Source organism: Chitinophaga sp. CCNWYY40 (assembly GCF_037483205.1).
In the GTDB taxonomy this organism is placed as follows: domain Bacteria; phylum Bacteroidota; class Bacteroidia; order Chitinophagales; family Chitinophagaceae; genus Chitinophaga; species Chitinophaga ginsengisegetis.
The window spans coordinates 563,182-579,905 of record NZ_JBBHLF010000002.1 but is presented as its reverse complement, the minus strand read 5'-3'; the positions used below and the strand labels follow the sequence as shown (position 1 = coordinate 579,905).

Annotated in this window: 13 protein-coding genes; 7 read left to right on the top strand and 6 right to left on the bottom strand. The window is 46.4% G+C overall.

Going from position 1 to position 16,724, the window contains the following annotated elements; genetic code table 11:
• Window positions 1–76: 76 nt before the first annotated feature.
• The gene (gene serA, locus V7S65_RS07980) at window positions 77–1,312 is read right to left on the bottom strand and encodes a phosphoglycerate dehydrogenase (protein WP_079467377.1); all 1,236 of its coding nucleotides are present in this window, start codon (window positions 1,310–1,312) and stop codon (window positions 77–79) included.
• A 315-nt stretch (window positions 1,313–1,627) separates the two neighbouring features.
• Between serA and V7S65_RS07975 the strand changes: the two genes are divergently transcribed.
• Window positions 1,628–2,839 (top strand): serine hydrolase domain-containing protein, encoded by a 1,212-nt coding sequence (locus V7S65_RS07975; protein WP_227024529.1) that lies wholly within the window; start codon window positions 1,628–1,630, stop codon window positions 2,837–2,839.
• A 77-nt stretch (window positions 2,840–2,916) separates the two neighbouring features.
• Here the strand turns inward: V7S65_RS07975 and V7S65_RS07970 are convergent, their stop codons facing one another.
• On the bottom strand, window positions 2,917–3,894 hold the full coding sequence (locus V7S65_RS07970; protein ID WP_336388613.1) for a cation diffusion facilitator family transporter: 978 nt from the start codon (window positions 3,892–3,894) through the stop codon (window positions 2,917–2,919).
• A gap of 183 nt (window positions 3,895–4,077) precedes the next feature.
• On the opposite strand from V7S65_RS07970, the gene V7S65_RS07965 reads away from it, so the two are divergent.
• Window positions 4,078–4,668, top strand: a complete 591-nt coding sequence (locus V7S65_RS07965; protein WP_111578120.1) for an HD domain-containing protein — start codon at window positions 4,078–4,080, stop codon at window positions 4,666–4,668.
• A 25-nt stretch (window positions 4,669–4,693) separates the two neighbouring features.
• The gene (locus V7S65_RS07960; RefSeq protein ID WP_336388614.1) at window positions 4,694–5,209 is read left to right on the top strand and encodes a hypothetical protein; all 516 of its coding nucleotides are present in this window, start codon (window positions 4,694–4,696) and stop codon (window positions 5,207–5,209) included.
• An 83-nt stretch (window positions 5,210–5,292) separates the two neighbouring features.
• Here V7S65_RS07960 and infC read toward each other — a convergent pair whose 3' ends face one another.
• Both infC and thrS read right to left on the bottom strand, forming a co-directional pair.
• Window positions 5,293–6,000, bottom strand: coding sequence for a translation initiation factor IF-3 (gene infC / locus V7S65_RS07955; RefSeq protein ID WP_079467382.1), 708 nt, complete (start codon window positions 5,998–6,000; stop codon window positions 5,293–5,295).
• 170 nt (window positions 6,001–6,170) lie between these two features.
• Window positions 6,171–8,111 carry a threonine--tRNA ligase gene (thrS, locus tag V7S65_RS07950; RefSeq protein WP_079467383.1) on the bottom strand — a complete coding sequence of 647 codons (1,941 nt, stop codon included), beginning with the start codon at window positions 8,109–8,111 and terminating at the stop codon, window positions 6,171–6,173.
• A 631-nt stretch (window positions 8,112–8,742) separates the two neighbouring features.
• On the opposite strand from thrS, the gene V7S65_RS07945 reads away from it, so the two are divergent.
• Window positions 8,743–9,312 carry a hypothetical protein gene (locus tag V7S65_RS07945; RefSeq protein WP_336388615.1) on the top strand — a complete coding sequence of 190 codons (570 nt, stop codon included), beginning with the start codon at window positions 8,743–8,745 and terminating at the stop codon, window positions 9,310–9,312.
• An 80-nt stretch (window positions 9,313–9,392) separates the two neighbouring features.
• Here V7S65_RS07945 and V7S65_RS07940 read toward each other — a convergent pair whose 3' ends face one another.
• Both V7S65_RS07940 and V7S65_RS07935 read right to left on the bottom strand, forming a co-directional pair.
• Complete coding sequence (locus tag V7S65_RS07940; RefSeq protein WP_336388616.1) at window positions 9,393–11,756, bottom strand: TonB-dependent receptor; 2,364 nt, start codon at window positions 11,754–11,756, stop codon at window positions 9,393–9,395.
• Window positions 11,757–11,825: 69 nt separating this feature from the next.
• Entirely contained in the window at window positions 11,826–12,416 is a 591-nt protein-coding gene (locus tag V7S65_RS07935; protein ID WP_336388617.1) for a DUF3347 domain-containing protein, read from the bottom strand.
• A gap of 129 nt (window positions 12,417–12,545) precedes the next feature.
• On the opposite strand from V7S65_RS07935, the gene V7S65_RS07930 reads away from it, so the two are divergent.
• From V7S65_RS07930 to V7S65_RS07920, 3 genes are all read left to right on the top strand, one after another.
• Complete coding sequence (locus V7S65_RS07930; protein WP_079467386.1) at window positions 12,546–14,513, top strand: ABC-F family ATP-binding cassette domain-containing protein; 1,968 nt, start codon at window positions 12,546–12,548, stop codon at window positions 14,511–14,513.
• 64 nt (window positions 14,514–14,577) lie between these two features.
• A complete protein-coding gene (locus V7S65_RS07925) occupies window positions 14,578–15,264 on the top strand; it encodes a response regulator (RefSeq protein WP_079467387.1) in 687 nt (228 codons plus the stop codon).
• Between the two features lie 9 nt (window positions 15,265–15,273).
• A complete protein-coding gene (locus tag V7S65_RS07920; RefSeq protein WP_336388618.1) occupies window positions 15,274–16,644 on the top strand; it encodes a HAMP domain-containing sensor histidine kinase in 1,371 nt (456 codons plus the stop codon).
• The last annotated feature ends 80 nt before the right edge of the window (window positions 16,645–16,724 follow it).

Sequence of the window (16,724 nt, the reverse complement as noted above, 5' to 3'; positions counted from 1 at the left end):
GTTAAAGATATTGCAAGAAAACAAAAAGCAGGGATAAATCCCTGCTTTTATAAAATAAAAAGTAACAATACATTTATTAATACAATAATCTCGTTTTAATCGTATGCTCCACTTCCTTCAGCAAAGCCAGCGCCTCTTGCGATAACCTGGTATCCACATCCAGTACCACATAACCGATCTGGTCATTGGTTTTCAGGTACTGCCCCAGGATATTGATTTTGTTGGCAGATAAAGCCGTATTGATAGCAGACAATACTCCCGGCACGTTCTGATGAATATGCAGGATACGGTGTGTGTTTTCAATAGGTGGCACGCTGATAGCCGGCACCGTATGGGAACCAAAGCTGGCGCCCTTCTCCAGGTAATTGAGCATTTTACTGCTCACGTCCAGGCCGATGTTATGCTGCGCTTCTTCTGTGCTTCCGCCGATATGCGGCGTCAGGATTACGTTGGATAATTTTTGCAGCGGTGTACTGAATGCGGCGCCATTCTTCTCCGGTTCTACCGGGAATACGTCGATGGCGGCGCCGGACAGACGGCCGCTTTCCAGTGCGTCTTTCAGCGCTTCCAGGTCTACTACTTCACCGCGGGCATAGTTAATAAAGATAGCGCCGGGTTTTGCATCTGCCAGCACTTCTGCGGTGATCATATTCGCCGTGGTTTTGCTGGAAGGTACGTGCAGGGAAACAATATCGGCCTTGTTGAAGAGTTCTTTCAGGGTGCGCTGCTGTTCTGCATTACCGAGTGGCAGTTTGGTTTCTGCATCGTAATAGATTACGTTCATCCCCATCCCTTCTGCCAGCACGCTCACCTGGCTACCGATGTTGCCGTAACCTACAATCCCCAGTGTTTTACCTCTTAGCTCATAGCTGCCGGTGGCTTCTTTCAGCCAGATGCCGTTATGTGCGGCATTGTTTTTATCCACGATACGGCGGATGAGGATAATAGACAAGCCTATTACCAGCTCAGCCACTGAACGGGTATTGGAATAAGGTGCGTTAAAAACGGTTACACCGTGTTCTGTAGCAGCTTTCAGGTCAACCTGGTTGGTACCGATACAGAAACAACCAATGGCCTGCAGTTTCCTGGCCGATTCCAGCACTTTACGGGTAACTTTGGTTTTGGATCGGATGCCCAGTAGATGAACGTCCTTGATTTCATTGATAAGATCCTCTTCACTCAGCGCGCCCGATAGTTTGCGCACCTGGTATCCTGCCGTGGTAAATTCTGCCACCGCAGCATCGCTGATGTTCTCTAATAATAAAATGCTGATCTTCTCTTTCGGATAACTTGTCGACTTTTGCTGGTCCATAATATTATACTAAGTTATATATGTATCTCTGTGTTGCAATTGGCTTAATAATTGCTGATAGCGGGGAAACAGGGCACAAACCTACTCGAAGTTGAGGAATATTCAAATAGCAGGGGAATCAAATTCGATTTTATCAAAAAAACAGAACAATCAGAGCTAATTTTTAAAGTTTTTCTCGCTTTTTTGCTTAAAAATCAATTAAAAGAATCACAAATCACTGTTTTTATTTGGCAGTCTTTTACTTTGAGTCTAAATTTAGCGCTTTGTATTTTTTGGGTAGAAAATTGAATTAAGAAAGTAGTCACAACTCCTCTAATGAAGCGATTGAAAGCATTAAGTATTATCTTAACCATATCGGGTATTGCAATTATCTCCAGCTGTCAGAGCAATGCAGCAAGAAGGGAAGAAAGTAAAAGGAAAGCAGCAGCAGATTCAGTACGCTTTACTATAGGACTATCAGCCGCGGAAAAAGAAGCCATCCTTAAATCGCCGCGTACGAAACAAATGCAACAGGAACTGGAAGCGTTTTACAACGGGAAGCTGCTACGCAGCGGCTTTAACGGCTCCATCATAGTGGCAAGGAAAGGGGTGGTTATCTTTGAAAAATATCATGGCTATGAAAACTCCCGGACTAAAACACCGGTGATAGATAGTTCTTCTTTTCAACTGGCTTCTGTAACAAAAACCTTTACCGGCGCAGCAGTGATGTGGCTGGTACAAAATGAGAAGCTGAGCCTGGAAGATTCCCTGCAAAAATTCTTTCCCGAATTTCCTTATAAAGGAATCAATGTCCGTATGCTCCTGAACCACCGGAGCGGCCTGCCTAACTATCTTTATTTCTGCGATAGCTTATGGAAAGAGGAAGCCAACTTTATTACCAATGGTGAGGTGATCAAATTAATGGAACAACATAAGCCCGCCATGCAACATTTGCCGGGTACGCATTTCCAGTATTGCAACACCAACTATCTCCTCCTTGCTTCTATTATTGAAAAGGTAAGCGGACAAAAATATGCCGACTTCATGCAGCAAACCATTTTCGGGCCACTGCATATGACCAGCACTTTTGTATACGACCCCTCCTCTGCTGTGCGCGTACATCAAACCCAGAGCCATAAATATAACGGACAGTTTGAACCAGATACTTATTTCGACGGCGTAATGGGCGATAAAGGCATTTACAGCAGTGCCAGGGATATGCTCAAATGGGACCAGGCGCTTTATTCCGGCCAGTTCCTGAATGAAGCAACCTTAAAGGCCGCCTACACGCCTTACAGCAATGAGAAACCAGGTGTCCGCAATTACGGACTGGGATGGCGGCTCATGGTGTATCCCGACAGCACAAAAAATATCATTTATCACAACGGCTGGTGGCATGGTAACAATACGGTGTTCTACCGTTTCATACAGGATTCTACCACTCTTGTTATCTTAGGAAACAAATACAACCGCGGTATTTACCAGGCAGTAAAACCTATACGTGATATCATTGGTCATGGTGATGGTGAAGAAGCGGGAGAAGAATAAACAGTTAAACATCTTACTATAAAAAAACCAGCATAGCTTGTATAAGTTATGCTGGTTTTTTTTAGTGAGATGTGTTACTATCCATGCTTTCTGTTGGGTAGCACGTTATCGCGGGTCCATATTATTTCGCCGGTAAATGCATGGCTCCGGACCGGGCATGCTTCTTTCAGGCAATAGTGGCAACAGGAAGGAATACAGGGATCCATATGAATAAAAAACTCCACCTCGCTGCCCGCAAACCCTTCATTCACGAGCTTTTCAATCTTCTTCATTTCATCGTGCGCATCATTCAGCTCCAGGTAGTAAGGCAGTGTTACATGGCAATCAATATGATAATTGTTACCATATTGCTGCACACGCATATTATGAATATCAATCCAGTTCTCCCTCCGGTGGGCCGATAAGATAGTGATCACCTTGTCTACTATTTTCATATCCGTTTCATCCATTAACCCGGAAATAGAACGGCGTAACAACTGGTATCCCTTGCCGAGGATCAATCCGCCCATCACCAGTGATACTGCCGGGTCCAGCCAGGTCCAGCCGGTGAAATGAATAACAATCAACGCTGCAATCAACCCGGCGCTGCTGTATACATCGGTCATGATATGCTGTCCGTTTCCCGAAATAGTAATAGAAGAAAGCTGCTTGCCGGAGCGCACCAGGTACAGTCCCAGCAGCAGGTTGGCTACAGTGGTAGCACCCAATACCCATAAACCGCTTTCTATCCGGTGCAGTTCGCGCGGCATGATAAAATACTGGAACGTTTTTACAAGGATCAACACGCCGGCGATAAAGATCATAGCGCCTTCAAAGCCGATCGAAAAGAACTCCACTTTGCCATGCCCGTAAGGATGATTGGCATCTTTCGGCTGACTGGCGAGGTAAATACTATAGCAGGCAAAACCTCCCGCCACCACGTTGATAATGGATTCCAGGGCATCAGAAAGGATGGCCACCGAATGAGTCATAAAGTACGCCGAGAATTTCGCCACCGTTAGAATAAAGCTAACAATCAGCGACACCAGTATGACGCGCAGTTCTTTTTTTAGCAAAGGTTCAGTTTTGTGTAATAGTAAAGGGCAAAGGTAAAGGATTATTGGCGTTTGAAAACCACTCCGGGTATTAATAAAAACATAACATAAGGCATGCTGATAAAGCAGTTGCAGCTATTACATTTGCGATAATGCCACGGCATACTATGAAAAAACTGTACTAACCCTTATAAACGTACGAAAATGACCGGTAGTGAATTACATGCCCAATCTGTAATCAATAAAATTTTCGACCTGTATAATACATATGGCCACCAGGAATATGGTGAGCAGGTAACGATGCTGATGCATATGATGCAAGCGGCGCTGATAGCAGAAAGCACCGGCTTTGACGATGAAATGATCGTTGCCGCATTCCTGCACGACATTGGCCACTTTTTTGAAAATGCCCCCCAGATGGGCGGTCTCGGTACCCGCGCACACGACGACCTGGGCAGCGCTTTCCTGCTGGAATGCGGCTTTCCGGAGCGGATGGCACAGCTGGTAGGCAGCCATGTTGCAGCGAAACGCTACCTCACCTGGTCCGACAGCGCCTATTACGACACACTCTCTGAAGCCAGCAAACAAACCCTGGAATACCAGGGTGGCCCCATGAGCGAAGAAGAGGCGCTGGCATTCCGCAGCGATCCATTATTTCATCAATACATCCAGATCAGGATCTGGGATGATATGGGCAAGGAAACGGATATGCCGGTAAATCCCGAAGACGTAGAGCGGATGCGCGAGAAAACGCTTGCTTACCTGCTGGCAAACAGCACTTCTGATAATAATTAGCACCTGTGTATTAAATTGCAGGTCTATGGATCTGCGCGCTGAAATTTTATCGGAGCACTCCCGTGCCCAATCACTCCGCATTGCTGCATGGATAGGCCCTCATCCGGAGCGGTTTGCCGCATTGATACATTTATTCCTGCACGACGAATACCGCGTGGTACAGCGGGCAGCGTGGATTGTGAGCTTTGTGGCAGAAAGGCACCCGGAGTTGCTTGCCCCTCACCTGCCGGCGATGGTAGCCAGGATGGAGGAAACAGGTATGCCTGTGGCAGTGAGGAGGAATGTATTAAGGGTATTGCAATACCTGCGCATCCCTGAGTCCCTGCAAGGGCCGGTGATGAACCGTTGTTTTGCCTTCCTGGAAGATCCGCTGGAAACCGTAGCGGTGAAAGCATTTTCCATGACGATACTGGCTAACCTGGCAAAAGATTATCCCGACATCAAAAACGAGATCCGGCTGCTGATAGCAGCAGAGCTGGAAAATAATCCCACGCCTGGCATCCGTTCCAGGGCGCGGAGAGTGTTGAAAGAAATACAATAGCGGGTTACACGCTAAAAGCAAAAGCAGCGCAACAAGGTATAATACCCTGCTGTGCTGCTTTTTTAATGTGATATAACCATCGGCTATGCGTTAGCATCTCCTGCTGCGTCAGCGGCTGGAGGCGTAACGGGCGCCTTTGCTTCTCTCGGTTCTCTTGGCTCCCTCGGTTCCTTGGGTTCTCTTGGTTCCTTAGGTTCTTTTTCCTTCTTTTTCGCTGCTTTAGGAGCAAAGATGGCGATCATACGCTTACCTTCCATGGTAGGCATACTTTCCAGACCACCTACTTCTGCCAGCCTTTCAGCAAACTTCAGGAGAATCAATTCACCACGTTCCTTAAACATGATAGCACGTCCTTTAAACTGTACATAGGTTTTTACCTTGTTACCGTCTTTCAGGAAGCTTTCAGCATGTTTCGCTTTAAAATCGAAGTCATGGTCGTCGGTGTTAGGCGTAAAGCGAATTTCTTTCACTTCACTTTTGTGCGCCTTCGCCTTCATTTCCTTTTCCTTCTTTTTCTTTTCGTAGAGGAATTTATTGTAGTCGATGATACGACAAACGGGAGGCACAGCATTCGGGGAAATCTCCACCAGGTCTAAACCCTGTTCCTCAGCCATACGCAGCGCATCCTCTGTTTTGTAGACACCTACCTCAATATTTTCACCTACAAGTCGTACCTCAGGAACGCGTATCATCCTGTTAGTGCGATGTTCTTGTTGTTGTTCCCTGCGGAAGTTGGGGTTTCTTCCCCGGTTGTTGCCGCCAAAACTGCTTGGTCTGGGTCTTTGTTGCATTAAGAAAAATAAAATTAATTAATTAATTGTCCATTTAGTCCGTGGTCCACATATCGTCCAGGGACCAAAAACAATCTTTACAAAAATACGGGGAAAATTACAGCAATTAACATACCTCAATCGAGTAATGTTCATTGTTTTATATACCTTTTTTCCACATTTATGCGATGTTATTCAATTGGCTTCCGGTTTGCTACCTCTTCGTTTATCATAGTGGTAAACTGCCCGAGTTGCATAGTTCCCAAATCACCTTTTGACTGACGACGAACGGCTACTACATTATCGGCTGCTTCTTTTTCACCGAGTACGAGCATGTACGGAATCTTTGCCAGCTCTGCTTCCCGGATCTTCTTACCTATTTTTTCGCTTCTGTCATCTATTTCAGCGCGAATTTCCGCTTTTTTTAGCAATTCTGCTACTTTTTCTGCATACGCCTGGCTTTTATCACTGATAGGCAGGATCTTCACCTGTGTTGGCGCTAACCACAACGGGAATTTACCGGCACAGTGTTCGATCAGTACAGCAATAAAGCGTTCCAGTGAACCAAATGGCGCACGGTGGATCATTACCGGACGGTGTTTCTGGTTATCGGCCCCGATGTACTCCAGTTCAAAGCGTTCCGGCAGGTTATAATCCACCTGGATGGTACCGAGCTGCCATTTGCGGCCCAGTGCATCCTTCACCATGAAGTCGAGCTTAGGACCATAGAAAGCCGCTTCGCCATATTCCACTACGGTGTTAAGGCCCTTTTCTGCTGCAGACTCAATAATGGCCTGTTCCGCCAGATCCCAGTTTTCATCGGTTCCGATGTACTTGCTGCGGTCGTCTTTATCGCGCAGCGAGATCTGGGCAGTGAAATCCGTAAAGCTAAGGCTGTTGAATACATACATCACCAGGTCTATCACTTTCTGGAATTCTTCCTTCACCTGGTCCGGACGGCAAAACAGATGCGCATCATCCTGGGTAAATCCTCTTACACGGGTAAGGCCATGCAGTTCACCATGCTGCTCATAACGGTATACGGTACCGAATTCGGCAAAACGCACGGGTAAGTCTTTGTACGACTTTGGCGATACCTTATACAGCTCGCAGTGATGCGGGCAGTTCATGGGTTTCAGCATAAACTCCTCACCTTCTTCCGGTGTATGGATCGGCTGAAAACTGTCTTTACCATATTTTTCGTAGTGACCGGAAGTCACGTACAGATTTTTATTCCCGATATGCGGTGTTACTACCGGCAGGTAACCGCTGGCCAGCTGGGCTTCCTGGAGGAAACGCTGCAGGCGTTCGCGCAACATGGCGCCTTTGGGTAACCACATCGGTAAACCCAAACCTACTTTTTCAGAGAAGGCAAACAGTTCCAGTTCCTTACCCAGTTTACGGTGATCACGTTTCTTGGCTTCCTCTATCAGGGCCAGGTATTCATCCAGCTCTTTCTGATTAGGGAAGGTGATGCCGTAGATGCGGGTAAGCATCTTATTTTTTTCACTGCCACGCCAGTAAGCGCCTGCAATGCTGGTAAGCTTGATGGATTTGATAAAGCCGGTATTCGGAATGTGCGGTCCGCGGCAAAGATCTGTGAATCCGCCCTGGGTATAGAAAGTGATGCTTCCATCAGGTAATTCATTGATCGTTTCTATTTTATACGGATCGCCTTTTTCAGTAAAATAAGTCAGTGCATCTGCCTTACTTACTTCTTTGCGCACGTATTCGCTGTTGTGTTTAGACAGCTCCACCATTTTTGCTTCGATCGCTTTCAGATCTTCTTCAGAAATGGTGCGGTCGCCCAAATCAATATCGTAATAGAATCCGTTTTCAATTGAAGGGCCATAGCCGAGTTTTACGCCGGGGTACAGGGCTTCCAGTGCTTCGGCCATCAGATGCGCCGAGGAATGCCACATTGTTGCTTTACCATCCTTATCCACCCACGTCAGCAGCTGCAGCGTGCTATCCGTCAAAATCGGGCGTGTAGCATCCACTACCTGCCCGTTAACATTTGCTGCCAATACTTTGCGTGCCAATCCTTCGCTGATGGATTTGGCAATGTCCAATGCAGTTACTCCTGATTCATACTGACGAACTGCGCCATCCGGAAAAGTGATATTTATCATACGTTTTGCTGTTAGCGCCATACTTTTTCATATGGGCTATATTTCCTTTATAAAATGTTTGCGAAGTTAAGAAATAGTTTGTTAGCATTTAGATAACCATGTCCTTGAACTTAAGGATTTTAAAAATAAATATTTATACAGCGGTGTGAACACAGTTGAATTATACATTTATAATTACAAATCATTACAACAAAGGTACTATTACTTATCGCTGCCGCAATACCCAGGCATCCGTCCTTATAGGATAAGCCGTAGATAACCCGTATATAAGCCGTAGTTAAGCCGTATATAAGCCATACCTATAAGATACGGTTTATCTATGGTTTATCAGTGTCTTTATTACAAGTGTAATATAAGGTTTGTAAAAGTCTCCTCTGCGTAGGACTAGTTCCATAGTCGGGTAACATCTGCAGAATCATCGGGCATATGAGGCTCAAAATCCTTTCGGGAGTACAATCCAGGCAATAATCCAAGTGCTGTTCTTAGCTCATTTATTTCAAAATATCATTCGTACTTAAAAGATAATAATGGGAAATCGCATTTGATATATTTAAAAGAAATATCTGTAATAATTGCGATATCGGAATAAAGAATAAATTAATTTTAATCCTGTAATAAAAAAACATTACATATGACAATTGGAAACTTAAAACTGTATGACATCTTCCGCAAGGATTTGCATTTGTCGGACGACAAAGCCCTGGAAGTTGTAAACGCGCTGGATGATCATTATGAGAGGAAATCATCCGCGAAAATTGAGCAACTGGCTAATAAAGGCGAGTTGTTGGCCGTTAAAAACGAACTAAAGCAGGACATCCACACGCTCGCCACCAGGATGGATCTGATGGCCACTAAAGAGGAGTTATCAGAGGTTAAAAACGAACTTAAGCAGGAAATCCACACGCTTGCTACCCGCATGGATCTGATGGCCACTAAAGAGGAGCTGTCGGCTGTTAAAACAGGGTTAACGCTGGATATCCAAAAGGTCAAATCGGAATTGACGGTGGACATCCAAAAAGTTAAAACGGACTTGACGATGGATATCCAGAAGGTTAAATCAGAATTGACTGACACGATCAACCATGTCAAAGCAAAGCTGATCAACACGATTCACAAATCGGTACACTACGCCGCCATTGCCCAGTTTATTGCTATAGTGGCTGCTTTGGCAGGAATCATCAGGTACTGCCTGGTAAGATAATGCCCCCCTACTATCACCCCATTTGTATGTACTATCACCCTTCCTGAATTTACCGTACTATCACCCCTTTGAATTCCGGATCAGAACTTAAAGTTATACGTCACCGACGGTAACACCGGAAACAACGATACCTGCTTCGCACTCACCTTCAACGTGCCATCTACCGCACTCCCCTCCTGGTCAAAGTAAATGAAATAAGGATTTTTCCTGCTGTAAACATTATACACAGAAAACGTCCAGCTGCCTTTAACACGCTTATTGGGCCTTTTAGACACCGGCGTGTATATAGCCGACAGGTCCAGCCGGTGATAGGCATCCAACCTGTAAGAGTTAATGCTGCCGTAACCCTGTACCAGCGTGCCTTCTATAAAATAGAACTTTTCCGGTAACGTAGTGGTGTTACCGCTGCCGTAAATAAACACAGCCGACACAGTCCACCGTTTACTCAGGTCGTAAGTGCCTACCAGCGACAAATCATGACGGCGATCGTACTTTGCGGGATAACGGTTGCCATCATTCAGCGCAGGAAATTGCCGCCACGTCCAGGCCAGCGTATAACCCAGCCAGCCGGTAAACCGCCCCTTCTTTTTGTTTACAAATAATTCCATTCCATAAGCCTCGCCCTTCCCAAAAACGAAGTCCAGTTCCGGGTCATTCAAGGAAGGCGTATATCCTTCCCGGTATTCAATCTGGTTTTGCAGGCTCTTGTAGTATACCTCTGCAGAGGCTTCATACATATTGTTATTGAAGTTGCGGAAGTACCCGGCGGAATATTGCCAGGAAATCTGCGGCTGCACCAGGTAAGTGCTGGGCACCCAAACGTCTGTAGGCAAAGTAGTTCCGGCATTGGATACGAGGTGAATAAACTGGTAATTACGGGTGGCAGAAGCTTTTACGGAGCTTTCCTCGTTCCACGACCATCGCAGGAGGATCCGCGGCTCAAAGCCACCATGACGGGATATCGGTTGCCAGCGCCGGTACACGATACTATCTGTTTTATTCCCGGCGGCATCACGGGTGTAGCGGGTATAGGGGCCTATCTGCATAAAACCGCTGTAGCGCACGCCCACGTTCAGCTGCAGCCGGGGAGATATTTCCCAGTCGTCCATCAGGTACAACGCTACTTCATGGGCATATTTCTTAAACACGTTCTCCGGGGAGAACCTGGTGGAATCCTGCTCCCCGCTGATGGTAGACGGCGTAAAAGTGTGATAGATATAGTTGCCGCCAAAACGGATGTGGTGCTTTACATGCGCATAGTAATCGAAATCTGTTTTCAGGTTCATATCGCTGATGCCGGAAGACAACCTGATATCAAAATTATTCTGCAGCGCGCTGAACTGAAATTTATAATCATTGTAGATGAGGGAAGTATTGGCAAACAGCTTCTGACTGAATACATGATTCCATCGCAAAGTAGCCGTGGTATTACCCCAGGGAATCTTTACATCAAAAGAGCGGTCCTGGTTATTAAAGCTGAATACATCTTTCCCAAGATAACCGCTCAGGTAAATACGGTCTTTATCAGAAATAGCGTAGTTCATCTTTACATTCAGATCGTAGAAGTAATAACCCGAACCCTTATACGAAGTATTATTAATGAATGGTTTTGTAACGAGGTCGATATAGGTTCGGCGGCCGCTGACGATAAAGGAGGCTTTATCTTTTTTCAGTGGTCCCTGGAAAGACAACCGGGAAGAGATCAGCCCTATTCCCCCTTCTCCCTGGAAATTTTTATTATTCCCCTCCTTCATGGCGATATCCGCCACAGACGACAACCGGCCGCCATAATTGGCTGGCATACCACCTTTGATGAGGGTGGTGCTCCGGATGGCATCTGCATTAAACACAGAGAAAAAGCCAAAGAGATGGCCTGTATTATACACCGGGGCTTCATCGAGCAGGATAAGATTTTGATCGGCTCCGCCACCACGCACATAAAAACCGGCATTGCCTTCACCGGCGGCCTGTACGCCCGGCATAAGCTGCAGGGCTTTGAGCACGTCCACCTCTCCCATTAATGCGGGCAGTTTCTTTATCTGTACCGCCGTTAACTCCGCCTTGCCCATGTCAGTACTTTTTACATTGGCGTCTTTTCTTTTGTCGGTGACCACCACTTCCTTTGCCTGGTACGAACGTGGGTACAGTTGCAGGTGCTGGGTGGTATTCCCATCCAGGGTAAGTGCTACTGCTTTGGATTCATAGCCCAGAAAAGAATACAGCAGGATGTAATTGCCGGCCGGCAGGGTGATAGAATAAAATCCGTAGTTGTTGGTATGTACCCCGTTCGTGGAATGCAGCACCTGCACGGTGGCGCCGGGGAGTGATTCACCATTGGTACTGTCTTTAATAAAACCGCTTACGGTAAATTGCTGTCCCGCTGTTTCATTGAAGAAACATAGCAAAAAGAAGAACAATAAAAAGGAACTATATCGTGTGAACATACCGTAAATCATGAGCAGCAAATGCAAAAGTAATTTACGATTTACTGCGCACGATCCAACGATTACTTATTATTTATAGCTCAGGCTATCTTTGGTTTCACCGCAGGTGAGCATCTTATGACCGAAGTAAGGATTCTGTATGTCTGCCTTGTCGCTGAGCCAGTAAGCGCCTTTGTCATCAAAGGCCATCGGGCAATACTGGTGATAAATAGTATGACCTTTCAGGCCCGTATTCTTCACAAGGTCGAACAGCATATCGGATACCATCTGGAAAGCCGCTCTTTTACCATCGAGTTCTGTTTCCCCTGCCAGCCCGGCTAGTTCGGCGCTTACGCTGCCGGTGATGCCGGTAATATTGGCCAGGTGGCTGCTATCCATCTGTAAAAGGTTCACCGGGAGGCTGTCCACATGCCCTTTGAGCTCCGCTGCAGCGGTGTTGGCAGCGGTGCTATCGGCCTGTACCAGCGCATCCGAAAGTTTATAATACGATTGCATAGTGGCGCCGAGTGAGTCGTAAAATACCTGGCTATATGGTGCCTGTAACGCGGTGGAAGCGCCTGCCGCTGCTGCCTCCTCCTTCGGGGCGGCCTGCTGGTTGCAGGCAAACAGGGCCGCACTCAGCATCAGTAAGCCAACCGGAACGCATACTTTAAAATTCATAATCTTACACTTTGCAACAAAACTAAATAAAATGACCGGATTGTTTCTCAGGAGTACTGAATTTGAGTAGGTTAAAGTCCGCATTTTTCCTTAACTTTGCACGTTTTTTATCCAATTTTTTTATTTTTTATGTTGATCGCATTACAGGACATTACGTTTGAGTTTGGGTCCAGGGTTATTCTGGAAAATTCCTCGTGGCATATAGAACCGGGCGACCGTGTGGGGCTTATCGGGTTGAATGGTACCGGCAAATCTACCCTGTTGCGCATTATCAATGGGGAATATTCCATTTCCAAAGGAAGTGTTAATAAAAGTAAAAGTCTGACGATTGGCTTCTTTAACCAGGACCTGCTCAGCTTTGAAACCGATGAATCTATCCTTACCGTAGGCATGATGGCCTTTGGCAAAGCGCTGGAGCTGGAGAAAGACATTGAGCGTATTACCCGGGAACTGGAAGACAGCCAGACAGAAGAACTGTTGCACGAATTCAGCGATAAACTGCATGAATTTGAAGCGCTCGACGGCTACAACATGAAACACAAAACGGCACAGGTGCTGGAAGGTCTTGGTTTTACCACCTCCGACCTGGAACGGCCATACAGCCAGTTTTCCGGTGGATGGCGCATGCGTGTGCTCCTGGCCCGTCTTATCCTGCAGCAGCCGGATGTGCTGATGCTCGATGAGCCCACGAACCACCTGGATCTTCCCTCCATCGAATGGCTGGAAAGGTACCTGGTAGGTTACAACGGCGCCGTGATCATTGTATCGCATGACCGTTTCTTCCTGGACCGTATGGTGAACAAGATCGTGGAAGTATACCAGCAGCAGCTGCATCACTACGCCGGTTCTTACGCCGACTATGAAGTGGAAAAGGAACTGCGCCGCGAAATGCAGCAACGTGCTTACGAAAACCAGCAGGACTATATCCGCCAGCAGGAACGTTTTATTGAGCGCTTTAAAGCCAAAGCGTCCAAAGCAGCCCAGGCACAGAGTATCGCCAAAAGGCTCGATAAACTGGAGCGTGTGGAACAAACCGATAACGGTCCCTCTAAAATTAAAATCAACTTCACCGTAGATAAAACGCCTGGTAAGATCTTATGTACCCTGAATAACATCAGTAAAAGCTTCGGTAAGATAGAGATCTTAAAAAATACCAGCGCAGAAATCAACCGTGGCGACAAAATAGCCTTAATCGGCGCCAATGGTAAGGGTAAATCTACCCTGCTGCGGATCATCTTTGGTATGGAGCCGATGGAAGGTGAACGGGTACCCGGTCATAACGTGGTAACCAGCTTCTATGCACAGCACCAGCTGGAATCACTGGACATGAACAGCGAAATACTGGATGAACTGAAAAACTTTGGCAGCGGCCGTACAGAGCTGGAACTACGCCAGTTGTTAGGTTGCTTCCTCTTTACCGGCGATGATGTATTTAAAAAGATCAAGATCCTGTCCGGAGGTGAAAAGGCCCGTGTGGCGCTGGCAAAAACCATTATCAGCCAGGCCAACTTCCTGATGCTGGATGAGCCCACGAACCACCTGGACATGAACTCCGTGCAAATGCTGATAGATGCCCTCAACAAATACGACGGCAGCCTGGTACTGGTATCGCACGACCGTTACTTCGTAAGCCAGACCGCCAACAAGATCTGGGAAATCGTTGACGGTGAAATCAAGGAGTTCAAAGGTACCTACAACGAATACGAAGAGTGGAAAAAGAGAATGGCTGCCCAGCAACAGCCCGGCAATGCCAAAGCCACTAACAATAACGCAGATACGAAAAAAGAAAGCCGCCAGCAAGCCTCCGCTCCTGCTGCAGATGCAGGCAAAGGCGCTATTAACAAAGACGTACAGCGTGAACTGCAGAAACAACAAAAACAGTTTTCACAGGTAGAAGGCCAGGTGGCCAGCCTGAAGGAACGTAAAGCCGGCCTGGAAGCCAGCCTGGGTTCTCCTGAAATCTATAACGATAAAGCTAAATTTGCCCAGGTAGAAAGCGAATACCAGGATGTTCAGAAATACCTGGACAGGGCCAATCAGCAATATGAGCAATTATTTGAGAAAATAATGCAGCTGGAAGCGAACCTTATCAGTTAGTAATTTTGTTATACAGGTATCTTTCGGGATACCTGTATAACAACACTTAAACCCTTTCTGAAGTATGCAAAAAATACTGGTTGTTGAAGACGAAGTTAAAGTAGCCAATGCCGTGAAGAAAGGACTGGAAGAAAACGGTTTTGATGTAGATGTGGCCTACGACGGACGTATAGGCAAAGGATTGGCCACCAGCAACGATTACGACCTGGTGATCCTGGACCTCAACCTGCCCCACAACAACGGCTACGAGCTGTGTGAAGTAATCCGCCATAAAAACAACCGCGTTCCCGTGATCATGCTCACTGCACTTGGTGGCATGGAAGACAAAATGCAGGCTTTTGAGCTGGGTGCGGACGACTACCTCGTTAAGCCTTTCGACTTCCGCGAACTGCTGGCGCGTATCCGGGTATTCCTGAAAAGAGCCGGCTCCGATGCCACTCACGGTACCCAATACAAAATCAGCATCGCCGACCTGGAAATAGACCGGGAGAAAAAAGACGTAACCCGTGGCGGCAAAAAAATTGCCCTCACCGCCAAAGAATACCAGCTGCTGGAATTTCTGGCCATGCATAAAGGCAAGGTTATCTCTAAAATCACCATCGCCGAAAAAGTATGGGATATCGACTTCGATACCGGTACCAACGTGATTGAAGTGTACATGAACTTCCTCCGCAAAAAAATTGACAAAGATTTTGATCAGAAACTCCTGCACACCAAAACAGGTATGGGTTATTATCTTTCTGAAGAATAACACGCCCGGTTGAAAATCAAATATAAAATAGCGCTTTATTATACCCTCTCGGCCACGCTGATGCTCGTTGCATTTGCCGTGCTGGCGTATTATTTCTCCGCCAAATCACGGAAGGCGGAATACCTGGAAAGACTGGAATACCGCGCCCGCTCCATTGCCAACGTGATTATTGAAGACGGCAACGTAAAGGTGGATTTGCTGCGGAAACTGGACCGGACCACCTTCCAGGATCTTTATAAAGAAACGATCCTCGTATACAACCCCAGTTACGACCTGCTGTACAGTAATCTGAAAGATACCACCATCCGCACACATCCCAGTTTACTCGACTACATCAAAGAGAATAAACTGTACAGCTACGACAAAGGCAGCGGTGAAGTTGTAGGCGTTTATTATACAGAAGGCAATGTGTCTGTCATCGTAATTGTATCTTCCTTTGATAAATATGGTTTTCAAAACCTGCAGAACCTCAGCCAGATCCTGCTGCTGGAGCTGATTACCGCCGTGATAGTGCTGGTGGGCGTAGGTTACTTTTTTGCCCGTAAAATGGTGCAGCCTATCGATCAGCTGGTACAACAGGTAGATAGTATCAATGCCAACAACATGCAGGATACACAGGTAGCCGTGAAAGGGAAAGATGAAATAGCTAAGCTGGGCGCCAACTTCAACACCATGCTGCAACGTCTTAGCGAATCGTTCCATCTGCAAAAAAGCTTTGTGAGCAATGCCTCCCATGAGCTGCGTACTCCCCTGGCAGCCATCATCAGCCAGTTACAGGTGGCATTATCCAAAGACCGCAGCAAAGAAGAATACCTGGTACTACTTACCTCCGTGCTGGAAGATGCAGAGAACCTCTCCGACCTTTCCAACGGCCTGTTGCAACTGGCACAGTCAGAAATGCGGCAACAGGAATTTGTATTGGGTAATGTAAGGATCGATGAATTACTGATGGAGATGACCACCCTGATCCGGTTGAAACAAAAAACCTCCAGCAAAGTAGAGATCCAGTTTATGAAAGTGCCCGATAATGATTTGCTGGTAACCTGTTATGGAAACGAGAATTTGTTAAAGGTACTTTTCCTGAACCTGATCGATAATGCGTGTAAGTTTTCCGAAAATAACACGGCGCATGTGTCGATAGATTTTTACACGCAGCATATCCTTGTACAGATAAAAGATTCCGGCATCGGTATTCCACCGGACGACATTAACAAAATATTTGAACCCTTTTACCGTGGTCAGAATGCCCTTCAGATCCGCGGTCATGGCCTGGGTTTATCTATCTGTAAAAAAATTGTGCAGATCCACAACGGCCACATTACCGTTACTTCCAACCCGGAAGGTGGCACCACTTTCTCCGTGATCCTCCCACATGTTTAAATTTCTTTTAAGTTTTTTTTAATCTTCCTTAAAGGCCGCTTTAATTCACCTTTCTGAGCTTTGTGCCATGAAATCTGGCA

Excerpts from the sequence above, each read along its gene's own strand:
- serA (WP_079467377.1), bottom strand. The coding sequence starts at position 1,312 with ATGGACCAGCAAAAGTCGACAAGTTATCCGAAAGAGAAGATCAGCATT.
- infC (WP_079467382.1), bottom strand. The coding sequence starts at position 6,000 with ATGCAACAAAGACCCAGACCAAGCAGTTTTGGCGGCAACAACCGGGGA.
- V7S65_RS07935 (WP_336388617.1), bottom strand. The coding sequence starts at position 12,416 with ATGAATTTTAAAGTATGCGTTCCGGTTGGCTTACTGATGCTGAGTGCG.
- V7S65_RS07960 (WP_336388614.1), top strand. The coding sequence starts at position 4,694 with ATGGATCTGCGCGCTGAAATTTTATCGGAGCACTCCCGTGCCCAATCA.
- V7S65_RS07945 (WP_336388615.1), top strand. The coding sequence starts at position 8,743 with ATGACAATTGGAAACTTAAAACTGTATGACATCTTCCGCAAGGATTTG.
- V7S65_RS07975 (WP_227024529.1), top strand. The coding sequence starts at position 1,628 with ATGAAGCGATTGAAAGCATTAAGTATTATCTTAACCATATCGGGTATT.
- V7S65_RS07940 (WP_336388616.1), bottom strand. The coding sequence starts at position 11,756 with ATGTTCACACGATATAGTTCCTTTTTATTGTTCTTCTTTTTGCTATGT.
- V7S65_RS07930 (WP_079467386.1), top strand. The coding sequence starts at position 12,546 with ATGTTGATCGCATTACAGGACATTACGTTTGAGTTTGGGTCCAGGGTT.
- V7S65_RS07925 (WP_079467387.1), top strand. The coding sequence starts at position 14,578 with ATGCAAAAAATACTGGTTGTTGAAGACGAAGTTAAAGTAGCCAATGCC.
- V7S65_RS07965 (WP_111578120.1), top strand. The coding sequence starts at position 4,078 with ATGACCGGTAGTGAATTACATGCCCAATCTGTAATCAATAAAATTTTC.
- thrS (WP_079467383.1), bottom strand. The coding sequence starts at position 8,111 with ATGATAAATATCACTTTTCCGGATGGCGCAGTTCGTCAGTATGAATCA.